At 72.8% G+C, this 15,223-nt stretch carries 13 protein-coding genes and 1 pseudogene; 9 read left to right on the top strand and 5 right to left on the bottom strand.

Annotated elements, in window-relative coordinates; genetic code table 11:
* Nucleotides 1–18: 18 nt before the first annotated feature.
* A complete protein-coding gene (locus LUZ64_RS05075; protein WP_095584807.1) occupies nt 19–402 on the bottom strand; it encodes an ArsR/SmtB family transcription factor in 384 nt (127 codons plus the stop codon).
* A 476-nt stretch (nt 403–878) separates the two neighbouring features.
* Between LUZ64_RS05075 and LUZ64_RS05070 the strand changes: the two genes are divergently transcribed.
* The 4 genes from LUZ64_RS05070 (at nt 879) to LUZ64_RS05055 (ending at nt 5,360) form a co-directional block, all read left to right on the top strand.
* Complete coding sequence (locus LUZ64_RS05070) at nt 879–1,715, top strand: TIM barrel protein (RefSeq protein ID WP_095584808.1); 837 nt, start codon at nt 879–881, stop codon at nt 1,713–1,715.
* A 61-nt stretch (nt 1,716–1,776) separates the two neighbouring features.
* On the top strand, nt 1,777–2,676 hold the full coding sequence (locus tag LUZ64_RS05065; RefSeq protein WP_095583203.1) for a 2-hydroxy-3-oxopropionate reductase: 900 nt from the start codon (nt 1,777–1,779) through the stop codon (nt 2,674–2,676).
* Complete coding sequence (gcl, locus tag LUZ64_RS05060; RefSeq protein WP_232389795.1) at nt 2,673–4,454, top strand: glyoxylate carboligase; 1,782 nt, start codon at nt 2,673–2,675, stop codon at nt 4,452–4,454. Before LUZ64_RS05065 ends, gcl begins: the two co-directional genes overlap by 4 nt.
* A gap of 216 nt (nt 4,455–4,670) precedes the next feature.
* On the top strand, nt 4,671–5,360 hold the full coding sequence (locus LUZ64_RS05055) for a hypothetical protein (RefSeq protein ID WP_095583204.1): 690 nt from the start codon (nt 4,671–4,673) through the stop codon (nt 5,358–5,360).
* A 169-nt stretch (nt 5,361–5,529) separates the two neighbouring features.
* Here LUZ64_RS05055 and LUZ64_RS05050 read toward each other — a convergent pair whose 3' ends face one another.
* Together LUZ64_RS05050 and LUZ64_RS05045 are read right to left on the bottom strand one after the other, a co-directional pair.
* Nucleotides 5,530–7,173, bottom strand: a complete 1,644-nt coding sequence (locus LUZ64_RS05050; protein ID WP_095583205.1) for an AMP-binding protein — start codon at nt 7,171–7,173, stop codon at nt 5,530–5,532.
* Nucleotides 7,170–9,026: an AMP-binding protein gene (locus LUZ64_RS05045; RefSeq protein ID WP_095583215.1), complete on the bottom strand. Its 1,857-nt coding sequence runs from the start codon at nt 9,024–9,026 to the stop codon at nt 7,170–7,172. Before LUZ64_RS05045 ends, LUZ64_RS05050 begins: the two co-directional genes overlap by 4 nt.
* A 156-nt stretch (nt 9,027–9,182) precedes the next feature.
* Here LUZ64_RS05045 and LUZ64_RS05040 point away from each other — a divergent pair, with 156 nt between their 5' ends.
* From LUZ64_RS05040 to lysA, 3 genes are all read left to right on the top strand, one after another.
* Nucleotides 9,183–10,043, top strand: a complete 861-nt coding sequence (locus LUZ64_RS05040; RefSeq protein ID WP_095583206.1) for a helix-turn-helix transcriptional regulator — start codon at nt 9,183–9,185, stop codon at nt 10,041–10,043.
* Nucleotides 10,044–10,443: 400 nt separating this feature from the next.
* Nucleotides 10,444–10,842, top strand: a complete 399-nt coding sequence (locus LUZ64_RS05035; RefSeq protein ID WP_232390902.1) for an SAV_915 family protein — start codon at nt 10,444–10,446, stop codon at nt 10,840–10,842.
* Between the two features lie 59 nt (nt 10,843–10,901).
* Nucleotides 10,902–12,251: a diaminopimelate decarboxylase gene (gene lysA, locus LUZ64_RS05030; protein ID WP_095583207.1), complete on the top strand. Its 1,350-nt coding sequence runs from the start codon at nt 10,902–10,904 to the stop codon at nt 12,249–12,251.
* A gap of 26 nt (nt 12,252–12,277) precedes the next feature.
* On the opposite strand, the pseudogene LUZ64_RS37715 reads toward lysA, so the two are convergent.
* Nucleotides 12,278–12,565 (bottom strand): annotated as a pseudogene (locus LUZ64_RS37715) (DNA glycosylase AlkZ-like family protein); the annotation flags it as partial.
* A gap of 266 nt (nt 12,566–12,831) precedes the next feature.
* The gene (locus LUZ64_RS05025; protein ID WP_095583209.1) at nt 12,832–13,071 is read right to left on the bottom strand and encodes a DNA glycosylase AlkZ-like family protein; all 240 of its coding nucleotides are present in this window, start codon (nt 13,069–13,071) and stop codon (nt 12,832–12,834) included.
* Between the two features lie 129 nt (nt 13,072–13,200).
* Here LUZ64_RS05025 and LUZ64_RS05020 point away from each other — a divergent pair, with 129 nt between their 5' ends.
* Both LUZ64_RS05020 and LUZ64_RS05015 read left to right on the top strand, forming a co-directional pair.
* Nucleotides 13,201–14,352: a magnesium and cobalt transport protein CorA gene (locus tag LUZ64_RS05020; protein WP_095583210.1), complete on the top strand. Its 1,152-nt coding sequence runs from the start codon at nt 13,201–13,203 to the stop codon at nt 14,350–14,352.
* Nucleotides 14,353–14,853: 501 nt separating this feature from the next.
* Nucleotides 14,854–15,069 (top strand): DUF6243 family protein, encoded by a 216-nt coding sequence (locus LUZ64_RS05015; protein ID WP_095583211.1) that lies wholly within the window; start codon nt 14,854–14,856, stop codon nt 15,067–15,069.
* Nucleotides 15,070–15,223: the final 154 nt, after the last annotated feature.

The following is a 15,223-nucleotide window of genomic DNA, read 5'->3' as shown; positions in this document are numbered from 1 at the left end:
GGTGGTTGACCTGCGCGTTCAGCCTCTGGCCGACACCATCTCACGCCGGGGTCCCGGCACGTCGGCGGCCTGCGCGGCCCCGGGGACGCCCTCGGGCGCGGGCGCCGTGACCTGGACGGCGTCGAGCAGGCCCGGGAAGCGGAGGTCGATGTCCGTGCGGCGGAGCGAGATCACCCGAGAGGTGCCGCGGACCTCGGTCGCCATCAGCCCCGACTCCCTCAGCACCTTCAGGTGGTGCGAGAGCGTGGACTTGGCGATCGGGTAGCTGAGCCGCCCGCACACCATCGGGCCGCCCTCGTACAGGGTGCGGGCGATGTCGCGGCGGATGGGGTCGCTCAGGGCATGCAGGACCTTGTTCAGGGAGATCTCCCCCCGGTCAGGGTGGAACAGTTCAGCACGCACGGCCGGCCTCCTCGTCGATGTTTCTCGTTTCGGTGTCCGCAACCGGCCGCCGCCACCACATCCGGACCGCGGCGCCCTGCCCCCGCCACTCAAGCGCTACTCAAGCCCTACTCAAGTTCGACATCTTGCGAACTTGAGGCATCGTAGCGGAAGCGGTCACTCACGAGACATCACCCACACGGCAGCCGAAGCGCCGGGGCGGAGAAGTGGATACGGACGGACGGCGCGGACGGCATCCGCGGGGGTTCGGATGCCGTCCGCCGTCCCGTACAGCGCGCCGCGGCCTGCCGGCCGCCCCTGCGCGCTCCCACTCCTCGACAATATTCGATGTTCACCGAATATCGCAAGAGTCCGCCTGACCCCACATCAGGAGAAGGCTCCGGCGGCCGCCTTCACCCTTGACACCCCTTCGGCCCGCCCGGCACCCTTCCATTGAACAGAATTTCACTTCCACAATGCGGAAGGATCCTTGTTCCATGGGCCCTCGCGAGCCGCGTTTCAATGTGAACCTCTCCATCCTCTTCACCGAACTTCCTCTTCTGGAACGTCCGGCTGCCGCCGCGGCGGCGGGCTTCACGGCCGTCGAGCTGTGGTGGCCCTGGCCCGGGGTGGCCGTACCCGCGCCGGCCGAGCTCGACGCCCTGCGGCGGGCGCTGGACGAGGCGGGCACCCGGCTGGTCGGGCTGAACTTCTACGCGGGGGTGCTCCCGGGCCCGGACCGCGGTGTGCTCTCGCTGCCCGGCGCCGGTTCCGACGACTTCCGCGCCAACCTCGACGTGGCCGCCGACTTCGCGGCGCGCACGGGCTGCACCGCGATCAACGCCCTCCACGGCAACCGCCTCCCCGGCCTCGACCACGCGGCACAGGACGCCCTGGCCCTGGAGAACCTGGTGCGCGCCGCCCGCGCCGCGGACCGGGTGGGGGCCGTCCTGCTCATCGAGGCGCTCAACGCCGCCGAGTCGCCGGACTACCCCGTCGTCACCTCGGCGCGGGCGGTCGAGCTGGTCGAGGAGGTGAACACGGCGAGCGGACTGGGCAACGCCCGCTTCCTGATGGACCTTTACCACCTCTCCATGGGCGGCGAGGACCTGCCCGCCGTCATCGAGCGGCACGCCGGCGTGACCGGGCACGTCCAGATCGCCGACAACCCCGGGCGCGGCGCGCCGGGCACCGGGGCGCTGGACTTCGGCGCGCTCCTCGGCCATCTGGACAAGGCCGGCTACGACGGCTGGGTGGGCCTGGAGTACCGGCCCGCCGGGGCGAGCGCCGACAGCTTCGGCCGGCTGGAGGCGCTGGGCCGCCGCGCAGGCTGACCCGCTCCCCCGCAGCCCTCCGCTCTCCCCCCCCCGACCCCGCACGAGAAAGGCCCTCCGCATGCCCACCGCACTCCCCCGCGTCGCCTGGATAGGACTCGGCGTCATGGGCTCGCCCATGTCGGAGCACCTGCTCAAGGCCGGGTACCCCGTCACCGGGCACACCCTTGAGGCGCACAAGCTCGACCGGCTCGCCGCCGCCGGCGGCACGCCCGCGGCCACGGTCGCCGAGGCGGTCCGCGGCGCCGATGTGATCGTCACCATGCTCCCGGCCGACCCGCACGTCGAGGCGGTCGCCTACGGGGAGGACGGCGTCCTCGCGCACGCCCGGCCGGGCGCCCTGCTGATCGACATGTCGACGGTGGCCCCTCGTACGTCCGTCGCCCTCGCCGCGGCCGCGACGGCCGGCGGCAAGGGCGTACGCGTCCTGGACGCCCCCGTCTCCGGCGGCGAGGCCGGGGCCGTGGAGGGGGTGCTGTCCGTCATGGTGGGCGGCGCGGCGGCGGACTTCGCGGCCGCGGAGCCGCTCCTCGCCACCTTCGGCACGACCGTCGCCCGGTGCGGCGGCCATGGCGCCGGGCAGACCGTGAAGGCCGCCAACCAGCTGATCGTCGCCGTCACCCTCCAGGCGTGCGCGGAGGCCGTCGTCCTCCTGGAGAAGTCCGGCGCGGACCTGGCCACCGCGCTGGACGTGCTCGGCGGCGGCCTGGCCGGCTCGGCCGTCCTCAGCCGCAAGCGGCACAACTTCCTCGCCCGCGAGTTCGCCCCCGGCTTCCGTCTCGACCTGCACCACAAGGACATGGGCATCGTCATGGACGCCGCCCGCGCCGTCGGGGCCGCCCTCCCCCTCGGGAGCGCCGCCGCGACCCTGGTGGCCTCGGCCCGCGCGCGCGGCGACGGCGGGCTGGACCACTCCGCGCTGCTGCGCGGTGTCGAGCTCCTGTCGGGGACGGCGTCATGACCACCGCCCGGACGCCGGCCGCCCGTACGCCCGCCGGACGACCGCCCGCCGCCCGGATGCCCGCCATGGAGGCGGCCGTACGGATCATGAAGGACGAGGGCGTCGACATCGCCTTCGGCTGCCCCGGGGCCGCGATCCTGCCGCTGTACAAGGCGATGGAGACCGTGGGCGGCATCGAGCACCTCATCGTCCGGCACGAGGAGGGCGCGACGCACATGGCCGACGGGTGGGCCCGTACCAACGGCCGCGTCGGCGTCGCCCTGGCCACCTCCGGGCCCGGCGGCACCAACCTCGTCACCGGGCTCTACACCGCGTTCGCCGACTCCGTGCCGATGCTGTGCGTCACCGGGCAGGCCGTCTCCACCAAGCTGCACCAGGAGGCGTTCCAGGCGGTCGACATCGTGGAGATCGTCCGCCCGGTCACCAAGTGGGCCACGCAGATCAAGGAGGCCGCGCAGATCCCCTGGGCCTTCCGGGAGGCGTTCCGCGTCGCCCGCGAGGGGCGGCCCGGCCCGGTGCTGATCGACATCCCGGTCGACCTCGCCGCGCGCGAGATCCGCTACGACCCCGCCCTCGACACCCGGCTGCCCGTCGCCACCGTCGCGCCGCACCCGCCGCGCGTCGAGGCTGCCCTGGATCTGCTGCTGGCGGCCGAGCGGCCGCTGGTGCTGGCGGGCGGCGGGGTGATCCTCGCGGAGGCGGCGGCCGAACTGCGCGCGCTGGTGGAGTATCTGAGGGTGCCGTTCCAGGTCACCCTCATGGGCAAGGGCGTCATCGAGGACGACCACGAGCTCAACATGGGCACCACCGGCATCCAGACCTCCCAGCGGTACGCCAACGCCTCGTTCCTGGAGTCCGACTTCGTGCTCGCGGTCGGCGCCCGCTTCGGCGACCGGCACACGGGCGGCGACCTCTCCGTCTACCGGGGCGGGCGGACGTTCGTCCACGTCGACATCGAACCCTCGCAGCTGGGCAAGGTCATCGAGCCGGACCTCGGCGTCGTCTCCGACGCCCGGCTGTTCCTCACCGCGCTGCTGGCCGCCGCCCGGGCCCGCGCCCGCCGGGCGCCCCTCACCTCCTGGGAGCCGTGGGCCCGGCGCTGCCGGACGCTCAAGCGCACGCTCGTCCGCCGCGAGGACTTCGACACCGTCCCCGTCAAGGCGCCCCGCGTCTACAAGGAGATCAACGAGATCTTCGGCGAGGACACCTACTTCGTCACCGCCATCGGCCTCTACCAGATCTGGGGCGGCCAGCATCAGAAGGCCCACCGGCCCCGTCATTACCAGGTCTGCGGCCAGGCCGGGCCGCTCGGCTGGGAGGTGCCGGCCGCGATCGGGGTGAAGAAGGCGCTCCAGGGGATGGGCCGGGGCGACACCGAGGTCGTGGGCATCGTGGGCGACTACGGCTTCCAGTACACGGTCGAGGAGCTGGCGGTCGCCGCGCAGTACGACATCCCGTGCGTCCTGATCATGCTGAACAACGCCTACCTCGGCCTCATCCGCCAGGCCTCGGCCGGCTACGGCATGAACTACCAGGTCGACGTGCACTACGACGAGACCGGCACCGACCACGTCAAACTGATGGAGGCGTACGGCTGTTCAGGGCGGCGCGTGGTGGATCCGGCGGACATCCGGCCCGCCGTCGAGTGGGCCCGCGAGCGGGCGGTCGCCACCTCGCGGCCGGCGCTCGTCGAGATCCTCATCGAGCGGGAGGCGAACACCCCGCACGGCCCGGACATCGACGCCGTGCGGGAGTTCGAGCCGCTGCCCTCCGACTGAGACCGGCGGCGGCGCGTACCGGCGTTCCGCACCCGTGCGAGGGCGCGGCGGTGGCGTAGGCGCCCCTTCGCGCCCGTGCGCCACCGCCGTCCGGCACTCCCCCGGCGGGCGCCGGGGGCGCGCCCGTCCGCTTCGTGATTCGCTCCCCCGGCGCGCCCGCATCGTGGACGATGGGCCCGTACTCATCACCTGCGGACAACGTTGCTGGAGCCGAAGATGGCCAAGAGCGTGCCGGTTCACTGCCCGACGTGTCGTCGGGAGCACTCCTTCACCCCACCCACCTTCCCTTGCGCGTGCGGCGCCCCGCTCACCCTTCCCGTCCTTCCCGACGCCACACCGGAGTTACTGGCCCACCGCACGTGGCGCGACTCCTGGGTGGCCGTGCGCTGCCCCTCCTGCGACCGCCAGGACCAGTGGCCGCGACCGGAGTTCGGCTGCTCGTGCGGCACCGTCGTGCGACTGCCGGTGCAGCCCGTGCGCGAGTCGCCGGCGGACGCGGGCCCGCCCACGGCCGCGGCGCTGCGCCCCGATTTCCGGCCGGTCGCCATCCGTACCGCGGAGGACGCGGTGGTGGCGGCCGAGCGCTATCTCACCTGGCTCGGCTTCACGGGCGTCACCCGTCCGGGTGCGGCTCCCGACTCCGGTGTTGACCTGCGTGGCGTGGGCCTGGTCGCCCGGGTCGACCCGACGACCCTGCCCACGTCCCTGCGCGCCGTGGAGTGCCTCTGGCTGCACGGTCTGATCGACTCCGCGTCGGGGGTCTTCTTCTCCCTGGCGGGCTACGAGCGCGAGGGGCGCGCCCGCGCGGACGAGCTGGGCATGCCCCTCTTCGTGATGGACCTGACCGGCACTCCGCAGCCGCTCAACGGCCCCGCAGACGCGCTCCTCGAACAGGGCCCGAACTGATCGCCGGAACCGCGAACCTCAATTCTTCCTCTGAACCGGCGCCGTTCGATGGCGAGTTGGGGACCGCCGGGCGGAAACTCTTTGTGGGCCCGCGAAACGTACGGGGGATCGCGGGCCCTCCACGCCAGGTCTGTCCGGCGGGTCAAGGGGAAGTCCCGCCGGACAGGTCCTAGGGCGTCACGGCCGCCGTCGCCGCGGCCCGCAGGACCTCGGTGGCCCGCTCCCGCAGCTCCACCTTGCGGACCTTGCCGCTGACCGTCATCGGGAACTCCGGCAGCACCCGCAGATGGCGCGGGACCTTGTAGTGGGCGAGCCGGCCGCGGCAGTACCGGGCGAGCTCGTCACGGGTGAGGGTGTCGGCGGGGTCTCGGAGTATCACACAGGCCATGATCTCCTCGCCGTACTTCTCGTCGGGGACGCCGATGACCTGGACGTCGGCGATCTTGGGGTGGGTGTGCAGGAACTCCTCGATCTCCCGCGGGTAGACGTTCTCCCCGCCCCTGATGATCATGTCCTTGATCCGGCCGACGATCCGGACGTAGCCGTCCTCGTCCATCGTCGCGAGGTCGCCGGTGTGCATCCAGCGCTCCTCGTCGACGGCCTCGGCGGTGCGCTCGGGCTCCTCCCAGTAGCCGAGCATCACCGAGTAGCCCCGGGTGCACAGCTCCCCCGGCTCGCCGCGGCCCACGGTGGCGCCGGTGGCCGGGTCGACGACCTTGACCTCGATGTGCGGCAGGACCCGGCCGACGGTGCCGGTGCGGCGCGCCAGGTCGTCGTCGCGGCGGGTCTGCGTGGAGACCGGCGAGGTCTCCGTCATCCCGTAGCAGATGGCCACCTCGGCCATGTGCATCTCGGTGACCACCCGCTTCATCACCTCCTCCGGGCAGGGCGAGCCGGCCATGATCCCGGTGCGCAGCGAGGAGAGGTCGTGGGCGGCGAAGTCGGGGAGACCCAGCATCGCGATGAACATGGTGGGGACGCCGTAGAGCGAGGTGCAGCGCTCGCTCTGCACGGCGCGCAGGGTGGCGGCGGGGTCGAAGGACGGGGCCGGGATGACGGCGCAGGCGCCGTGCGAGGTGATCGCGAGGTTGCCCATCACCATGCCGAAGCAGTGGTAGAAGGGCACCGGCAGGGCGACCCGGTCGGCCTCGGTGTAGCCGAGGAGCTCCCCGACGAAGTAGCCGTTGTTGAGGATGTTGTGGTGGGAGAGGGTGGCGCCCTTGGCGAAGCCCGTGGTGCCCGAGGTGTACTGGATGTTGACGGGGTCGTGGCAGCCGATCCGCGCCTCGCGTTCGGCGAGCCGCGCGGGGTCCACCCCCTCGCCGAGGCGGACGAGACCGGTCCAGGTGGGGTCGTCGATATAGACGACATCGCGCAGGGCCGGGCAGTCGGCGCGGACCTGCTCGACCATCCGGCGGTAGTCACTGGTCTTGTGTTCGACGGAGGCGACGAGCACGCTCACCCCGGCCTGGCGCAGGACGTGGGCCAGCTCGTGGACGCGGTAGGCGGGGTTGATGTTCACCATGACGGCGCCGACGCGGGCGGTGGCGTACTGGACCATCACCCACTCGGGGCAGTTGACGGCCCAGATCCCGACCCGGTCGCCCTTCGCCACCCCCTTGGCGAGCAGCCCGAGCGCGACCTCCTCCACGGCCCGGCCGAATTCCGCGTAGGTCCAGCGGCGGCCGCTCGCGGTGTCGACCAGCGCGTCGCGGTCGCCGAATCGTTCGACGGTGAAGGCGAGATCGGCGCCGATGGTGTCGTCGATCAGCGGGACGGCGGTGGTCCCCGCCGTGTACGAGGGTGTGGTCACCGGTGGTCTTCCTCTCGGTACTCGTGCCCGCCGCCCCGCGCGGTGCGGTCGCGCAGCTCGACACGGCGGATCTTGCCGGACACGGTCTTGGGCAGCTCGGCGAACTCCAGGCGGCGCACCCGCTTGTAGGGGGCGAGCGTGGCGCGGGAGTGCGCGAAGAGCGCCTTCGCGGTGGCGGGGCCGGGCTCCCAGCCGTCGGCGAGGACGACGTACGCCTTGGGGACGGCGAGCCGCAGCGGGTCGGGGGCGGGGACGACGGCCGCCTCGGCGACGGCCTCGTGCTCCAGGAGGGCGCTCTCCAGCTCGAAGGGGGAGATCTTGTAGTCGCTGGCCTTGAAGACGTCGTCGGCGCGGCCGATGTAGGTGATGCGGCCGTCGGCGTCACGGGAGCCGATGTCGCCGGTGCGGTAGTAACCGCCCGCCATGGCCTCGGCGGTGCGCTCGGGGTCGCCCTCGTAACCGGTCATCACGCCGACCGGGCTCGCGGAGAGGTCGAGGGCGATCTCGCCCTCGGTGGCCGGTTCGCCCGTGCCGGGGTCGAGGAGGACAACGGAGAAGCCGGGGCTGGGGCGCCCCATGGAGCCCACCTTCAGCGGCTGGCCGGGCGGGTTGGCGATCTGCACGGAGGTCTCGGTCTGGCCGAAGCCGTCGCGGACGGTCATGCCCCAGGCGCGCCGCACGGTCTCGATGACCTCGGGGTTGAGCGGCTCGCCGGCGGCGACGGCCTCGCGCGGCGGGGTGCGCAGCGCGCCGAGGTCGGCCTGGATGAGCATCCGCCACACGGTGGGCGGCGCGCAGAAGGTCGTCACCCCCGCGCGGTCCATCTCGCTCATCAGCCGGGCGGCGTCGAAGCGGGTGTAGTTGTGCACGAAGACGGTGGCTTCGGCGTTCCACGGGGCGAAGAGATTGGACCAGGCGTGCTTGGCCCAGCCGGGCGAGGAGATGTTGAGGTGGACGTCGCCAGGGCGCAGTCCGATCCAGTACATGGTCGTCAGGTGTCCGACGGGATACGAGACATGGGTGTGCTGGACGAGCTTGGGGCGGGCGGTGGTTCCTGAGGTGAAGTAGAGCAGGAGGGGGTCGTCGGCGAGGGTGGGGCCGTCGGGGATGAAGATGTCGCCGGGGTGGGCGGTGCGGGCGTGGCTCCCATGGGCGTCGCGGCAACCATCCTGGGAGGGCGCGTAAGTCTGGTGGTTCTCGTAGACCTCGCGACGCGCGTGGTCCTCGAAATCCTCGCGGCCTTCGTGGTCCTTGTGGTCCTTGTGGTCCTTGTGGTCCTTGTGGTCCTTGTGGTCCTCGTAGGCGAGCCAGGGCGCCGGGGCGCCGCCGCCCACCGCGATCCGGGTGTAGCCGCCGGGGACGTCCGCGAACTTCTCCGTGTCCCCGGCCCTGACGATCACATGGGCGGCCCGGCCGCGCTCGACCCGGTCGGCCAGGTCCGCGGTGCCGAGCAGCGGGGTGGCGGGGATGACGACGGCGCGCAGCTTCATCGCGGCGAGGGCGGTCTCCCACAGCTCGGTCTGGTTGCCGAGCATGACGAGGATCCTGTCACCTGCCCGTACGCCCTTCGCCCGCAGCCAGTTGGCGAGCCGGGACGAGCTCCGGCGCAGCTCGTCGAAGGAGTGCCGGGACTCGCGTCCGTCCTCCTCCACGATCCACAGCGCGGTGCGGTCGTTGCCCTCGGCCAGGGTGTCGAACCAGTCGAGCGCCCAGTTGAACTCCCGGGGGCGGGGCCAGACGAAGCCCTCGTACGCCGTCCGGTAGTCGTCCCGGTGGGCCAGCAGGAAGTCCCGGGCCGACCGGAACTCCTCGGTCGCCGAACGGCTCGTCCCGTCCGCGTCTGTCAGGCTCATGGACGTCATATGTCCTCCAGATTGCAGGGCACGCCGCCGGGCCCGCTGGTTAGCATCGTGCGACGGTGATCTGAGTCTCACCACCCCCGGACGGGGGTGGCCGCATTTCATTGGATACGGAGATTCCGACTCCGGGTCCGGACCGGGGAGGCAGCGATGGGGGACGCGGACGGGACCGCGGAGGTACGCGCGGCGCTGCTGCGGATGCGCAGGGGCGCGGGCCTGCCGGTCGCCTTCGGCGGCCTGCTGGCCGCCTCCCGGCAGTTGCGGATATCGGACTTGTCCGGGACCGCGACGCCCGCCCTGCGCGGGCTGGCCATCCGCCCCGGAAGCGGACTGGGCGGCAAGGTCGCGGCCGTGGGCCGGCCGCTGTCCGTCACGGACTACCACTCCTCGCACGTGATCACGCACGAGTACGACGCGGCGGTGGCCACGGAGGGGCTGCGCTCGGTGATGGCGGTGCCCGTCGTCGTACGGGGCCGGGTCCGCGGGGTGCTCTACGGCGCGCTGCGGCGGCCCCTCCCCCTCGGTGACCGCGCGCTGACCACGGCGGTCGACGCGGCGCGCGAGCTGGAACAGGCGCTGGCCGTGCAGGACGAGGCCCTGCGGCTGCTGTCGGTGGCCCGTCAGCCGACGACGGCGGATCCGGCGATGTGGGAGGAGGTCCGCGAGGCCCACGGCGAACTCCGGGCCCTCGCGCACCGCGTCACCGACCCGGCCCTCCGCCAGGACCTCCTCGCGGCGTGCCGGCGCCTCGCCCTGGCCTCCTCCGGGGGCCTGCGCGCGGGTGGCGCGGACGGAGGGCCGGCGGGGGCCCCGCGCGCCGGTCTGTCGCCGCGTGAGGTCGATGTGCTGGCGTGCGTGGCGTCGGGGGCGACGAACGCGGGGGCGGCCGAGCGGCTGGGACTCCGGCCGGAGACGGTCAAGAGCTATCTGCGGTCCGGCATGCGGAAGCTGGGGGTGCACACCCGGCTGGAGGCGGTGGTGGCTGCGCGGAAGGCGGGGGTGCTGCCGTAGAGGGCGCTGCCGTAGGGGGCGCGGGCGGGGTGCTGCCGTCCGTACTCCGGACGGCTCCCGGGGCCCGTGTCAAAGAAGTGTCAAAGGAGTGGCACTCAGGGTCAACAGGCTGTCAATGAGGCGCTTCGCCGGGCGTGGGACGGGCATAGCGTGAGCGGGCCGCACGACGTGGCGGGCGGCTCGTCCCACCACGTCCGCGACATGCCGCGGCACGTCTTCCCGACTTCGTCCCACGGGCCGTACCCACCGACGCACGGAGCAACACGTTCCGGCCCGTACCGACACCTCGTTCGTTCCGGCCCGTACCGACACCTCGCGACACCTCGCAACGCGACACCGCGCAACACGCCCGACACCTCGCAACCCATTCGACACACTCGACACTCCTTCGAGGACCGTCATGCACCTGAGCCGTACCCCCGCCGAGGCCGCCGCCATAGCCGCCGTCGACAGCCCGCAGGCCGACGAGGGGGAACCCTCCGAACCATCCCATCCGGCCGGGCGGGCTCCCGAGCGCGCGCTCTACGTCCCCGTCCGGCCCTGCCCCAGTGGTTTCGCCCTGCGGGTCTTCCGGTCGCCACTCGGCGACCGCACCGCCGTCGCCTTCACCACCGAGCGACGGCTTTCCGACGTCCTGGGCCCCGGCCAGCCGTCCGTACGCCTCGCGCTGCCGGCCGTACGCGCTCTCGCCGCGCCACTCGGCGTCGCCCTCGTCTCCGTCGATCCCCAGCTCACGGCACCCGCGGTGCGGCCCGGTGTGCCGGAGGGGACCGCACAGCTGCCGCCCCTTCCCGGCTGAGCCGGTCGGACCCGACCGCACCGCCCTCTCACTTGCCGGCTCACCCGCTGGAGACACCCATGTCCGTACCCCTCGCCCCCCGATCCCGCACCCCGCTTCCCGAACAGCCCGCACCGGCCGCCGAGGTCTGGCCCGCGTCCACCCGGGTGCTGCCCGGCGGTGACCTGGCCGTCGGGGGCGTGCCGCTCGCCGAGCTCGCCGACCGCTTCGGCACCCCCTCCTACGTCATCGACGAGGACGAGGTGCGGGCCAGGGCGCGCGCCTGGCGCGCCGCGCTCCCGACCTCCGACGTCGCCTACGCCGGGAAGGCGTTCCTCTCCCGGGCGATGATCCGCTGGATCGAGGAGGAGGGTCTGCACCTGGACGTATGCTCGGCCGGGGAGCTGGAGCTCGCCGCGCTCACCGGGTTCCCGGCGGAGCGGATCGTCCTGCACGGCAACGCCAAGAGCCCGGACGACCTGCGGACCGCGCTGCGCCTGGGCGTGGGCCGTGTCGTCGTCGACAGCGCCGGCGAGGTCGCGCGGCTCGCCGCGCTGGTGCCGCCGGGGGCCCGCCAGCGGGTGCTGGTGCGGGTCGTGCCGGACGTGGCGGCCGGGGCGCACGCGGCCGTCCGTACGGGGGTGGCGGGCCAGAAGTTCGGGCTGCCGCTCGCGGGCGGCGAGGCCGAGGACGCGGTGGCCCGGATCCTCGGCCAGCACCGGCTCGAGCTCACGGGGCTGCACTGCCACCTCGGTTCGCAGATCACCGGCCTGGAGCCGTACGTCACGGCGGTGCGGCGGCTCGTCCCGTTCCTCGCCGTGCTGCGCGAGCGCCACGGCGTGACCTTCCCCGAGCTCGACCTCGGCGGCGGTTTCGCGATCGCCTACCGGGAGGGCGAGCCGACCGTCGACCCGCGGGCGTACGCGGAGCGGGTGTGCGGTGAACTCGTCCTGCAGTGCGCCCGGTTCGACCTGCCCGTGCCGCGGCTGACCGTGGAGCCGGGGCGCTGGATAGCGGGCCCGGCGGGCGTGGCACTGTACCGGGTCCTCGCGGTCAAGCACACGGGCGAGCGTACGTTCGTCGCGGTGGACGGAGGGATGAGCGACAACCCGCGCCCGGCGCTGTACGGCGTCCGCTACACGGTCCGGCTCGTGGGCCGCGCGTCCGGAGAGGCACCGCGTGCCATGACGGTGGTGGGCCGGCACTGCGAGGCGGGCGACGTGCTCGCCGAGGACGTGCCGCTGCCCGGCGACATCCGGCCGGGCGACGTGCTGGCCGTGCCGGCCTCCGGCGCGTACCACCTGTCGATGGCGTCCGCGTACAACCTCGTCGGCAGGCCGCCGGTCGCGGCCGTGTCGGGAGGCCGGGCCAGGCTGCTCGTGCGCCGGGAGACGCTGGAGGACCTGCGGAGCAGGGACCTGGGGGACTGAGGCGGGGCCGGTTCGGGGAGCAGGCGGACGGGGGCAGGGGTCCCGAGGTCGGGCAGCGGCCCGTCGGGGAGGTCGAAGAGCCCGGTCCCGTGCGGGTCGCGGAAGGTCCGCGGGCCGGGGCTCAGCTGTTCGAAGGCGGGGCGCGGGCGGGTGAGGCCGCACCAGGTCCGGGCGCCCTTGACGGAGGCGGGGCCGAAGGCGGCGAGATAGCGCGCGAGGAGCCGCCCGAGGTGAAGGGTTCGCCTTTCGCCGTCTCCCCCGGGCCGGCCCAGGCCCCGAGGGTCGTCCAGGCGGCGGCCCCGGCACGCCCTCACAGGGCCCGCGGGGTGACCTGGACGAGCGGGAGCAGGGCCCGCGCGGCGGCGGCCAGGTCGGCGGGGGCGTATCCGGGCCACCGGGCTCCTGGAGGGTGCGCGGGCGCTCGGCGAGGAGGCCCTCGGCGAAGGAAGCCACGAGGTGCGGGTCGAGGGCGGCGAGCCGCTTGCCGTGGGAGCCCTGGAAGGCCGGCTCGTGGACGGGCCGGAGGAGCGGGTACAGGGCGTGGGCGTCGGGGCGCCGACCAGGTGGATGGTGCCGCGCGTCAGGGGGCGCGGACGGCGGCGCGCGAGGCCGGCAGACCGGAGAGCGCCTCGGGGTCGAAGCCGTCGAGGCGGGCGGCGAGCGCGCGGTAAGGCTCCATGGGCGACTGTGCCTGGAGGCCGGTCAGGTGCCCGACGGCGTCGAGCGCGGGGAGGGCGGCGCGGCGGAGCAGGAGGCGGCGGTCCAGCAGGGCGCGGTTGAGAGCGCGTACGGTCAGGGTGGGAGACGCGTCAGTCGTCATGCGCTCACACTGGAAGCGAAGACGATCATGTCCGGTCACCTTCCGTCCGCGCCTGGGTCCGCTGTCCGTAATTTGGTCCGTATATCCTGTTCTGCGGTCCAGTGATGAGCGAGAGGGAAGAGTGCCCCCATGTCGGAGAACCCGCCTCGCCGTCAGCGGCCGACGCCGAAGAAGCACTCCTGGCTCCGGCCGTCGCCCGCCCGGGCGGGCGAGGCCGACACCCCGCCCGCGCCGGCGCCGCCCGGCCCGACGAACGGCGCGGGCAGCATCGTCCACGCGGCCGTCTACCGCGACGGGCACCGGATCAGCACCCCGACCTCGCTGGCCGACACCTACCGGCAGCTGCGCGAGCAGCCGGACGGCATGGCGTGGATCGGCCTGCACCGCCCGACGGAAAGCGAACTGGTCTCGCTGGCCGAGGAGTTCGACCTCCACCAGCTGGCCGTGGAGGACGCCCTGGAGGCCCACCAGCGCCCGAAGCTGGAGCGCTACGGCGACACCCTCTTCGTCGTGCTGCGCGCGGCCCGCTATCTCGACGCCTCGGAGGAGGTCGACTTCGGCGAGCTCCACATCTTCGTCGGCCACGACTTCGTGATCACGGTCCGGCACGGCGCGGCCCCGGACCTCTCCGCCGTCCGCCGCCGCATGGAGAGCACTCCGGAGCTGCTGGCACTGGGCCCCGAGGCGGTGCTCTACGCGATCCTCGACGCGGTCGTCGACGGCTACGCCCCGGTCGTGTGGGGCGTCCAGAACGACATCGACGAGATCGAGACCGAGGTCTTCGGCGGCGACCCCGAAGTCTCCCGCCGCATCTACGAACTGGCCCGCGAAATGGTCGAGTTCCAACGCGCCACCCGCCCCTTGGTAGGCATGCTGCACGGCCTCATGGCCGGCTTCACCAAATACGGCACCGACGACGAACTCCAGCGCTACCTCCGCGACGTCGCCGACCACGTCACCCACACCAGCGAACGCGTCGACGGCTTCCGCTCGGCCCTGGCCGACATCCTGGCCGTCAACGCGACGCTGGTCACGCAGCAGCAGAACGCGGAAATGCGCGCACTGGCGGAAGCGGGCTTCGAACAGAACGAGGAGATCAAGAAGATCTCGTCGTGGGCGGCGATCCTGTTCGCGCCGACGCTGGTGGGCACGATCTACGGCATGAACTTCGACAACATGCCGGAGCTGCACTGGGCGGGCGGGTATCCGTTCGCGATTGTGCTGATGGCGGTGGTGTGTACGAGCCTGTACGTCATCTTCAAACGGCGGGACTGGCTGTAGGCACTCAGCCCACACGGGGGGCACCGCCCGGCACAGTCGCCGCTCACCACGCTCCGCCCACATCAAGCCGGTCACGCTGGGCGGCGAGCACACGGCAGACAACCCGCAAAGCGCACATTGGATCTGCAACGTCCGCCAGGGAGACGTCTGGGGCCCCTGCGGGGGAGGGAACAGCACCCCGAGTGATCACCAAGCGCCACTCGCGCTCTGCCTCCGTCGGATAATTCGGTGGCCCCGTCGTTCGCCGGCACCAGGCCTGTGCCGTGACGTCAGTGTGTGCTCGCGACCACTGACAACGCCCGCGACGGCCCAGTAGCCCCCTCTGGACCTGCCCCGGGCGGGCGGGGCCGACGGAACCAGGTAACGTCTTTGTCATGTTCTTCCAGACGCCGATTTGCGAGTGAGCGCGTGACGGGCCCCCGCTGACGTCCCTCGACGTCGCCGCACCCGTCCCCCACCGATGAATCCGTAGATCACTTCACATCACCACCGGGAGAACCCGTGACCGACAGCAAGAACATCAACAACCCCGTGGGCCAGGGCGGCGGCCAGCGCAAGAAGCTGTCCCGCGCCGAACGGCAGAACAACGGTCCGCACCGCAACCTCGACCGCCAGGGCGCCGCCGCCCAGAAGGCGGAGCTGGTCCGCAAGATGCGCGAAAAGGCACGCGCGGCTGAGGCCGCCGGGCAGGCGAGCGACGACACCGCACAGAGCTGACGCACCCGCCGCAGGGCGGCACCCCACGGGTCAGGGCCCGGACCGCGACGCACGGTCCGGGCCCTGCCGCCGTATCGGGGATCCGCCGATGCCACATAAAGCTCGGCGGCAGCCTGGATCCATTCCCCGAAGGCCCCGTCCCTGACGAACCCAA

Source organism: Streptomyces albireticuli, assembly GCF_021228125.1.
In the GTDB taxonomy this organism is placed as follows: Bacteria; Actinomycetota; Actinomycetes; order Streptomycetales; family Streptomycetaceae; genus Streptomyces; species Streptomyces albireticuli.
The sequence above is the reverse complement of the archived record's forward strand: the minus strand, read 5'-3'. Positions and strand labels throughout refer to the sequence as shown.

Bases quoted from the DNA above. Each gene is read 5' to 3' on its own strand.
- LUZ64_RS05070 (WP_095584808.1), top strand. From the start codon at position 879: ATGGGCCCTCGCGAGCCGCGTTTCAATGTGAACCTCTCCATCCTCTTC.
- LUZ64_RS05065 (WP_095583203.1), top strand. From the start codon at position 1,777: ATGCCCACCGCACTCCCCCGCGTCGCCTGGATAGGACTCGGCGTCATG.
- gcl (WP_232389795.1), top strand. From the start codon at position 2,673: ATGACCACCGCCCGGACGCCGGCCGCCCGTACGCCCGCCGGACGACCG.
- LUZ64_RS05055 (WP_095583204.1), top strand. From the start codon at position 4,671: ATGGCCAAGAGCGTGCCGGTTCACTGCCCGACGTGTCGTCGGGAGCAC.
- LUZ64_RS05045 (WP_095583215.1), bottom strand. From the start codon at position 9,026: ATGAGCCTGACAGACGCGGACGGGACGAGCCGTTCGGCGACCGAGGAG.
- LUZ64_RS05040 (WP_095583206.1), top strand. From the start codon at position 9,183: ATGGGGGACGCGGACGGGACCGCGGAGGTACGCGCGGCGCTGCTGCGG.
- LUZ64_RS05035 (WP_232390902.1), top strand. From the start codon at position 10,444: ATGCACCTGAGCCGTACCCCCGCCGAGGCCGCCGCCATAGCCGCCGTC.
- lysA (WP_095583207.1), top strand. From the start codon at position 10,902: ATGTCCGTACCCCTCGCCCCCCGATCCCGCACCCCGCTTCCCGAACAG.
- LUZ64_RS05025 (WP_095583209.1), bottom strand. From the start codon at position 13,071: ATGACGACTGACGCGTCTCCCACCCTGACCGTACGCGCTCTCAACCGC.
- LUZ64_RS05020 (WP_095583210.1), top strand. From the start codon at position 13,201: ATGTCGGAGAACCCGCCTCGCCGTCAGCGGCCGACGCCGAAGAAGCAC.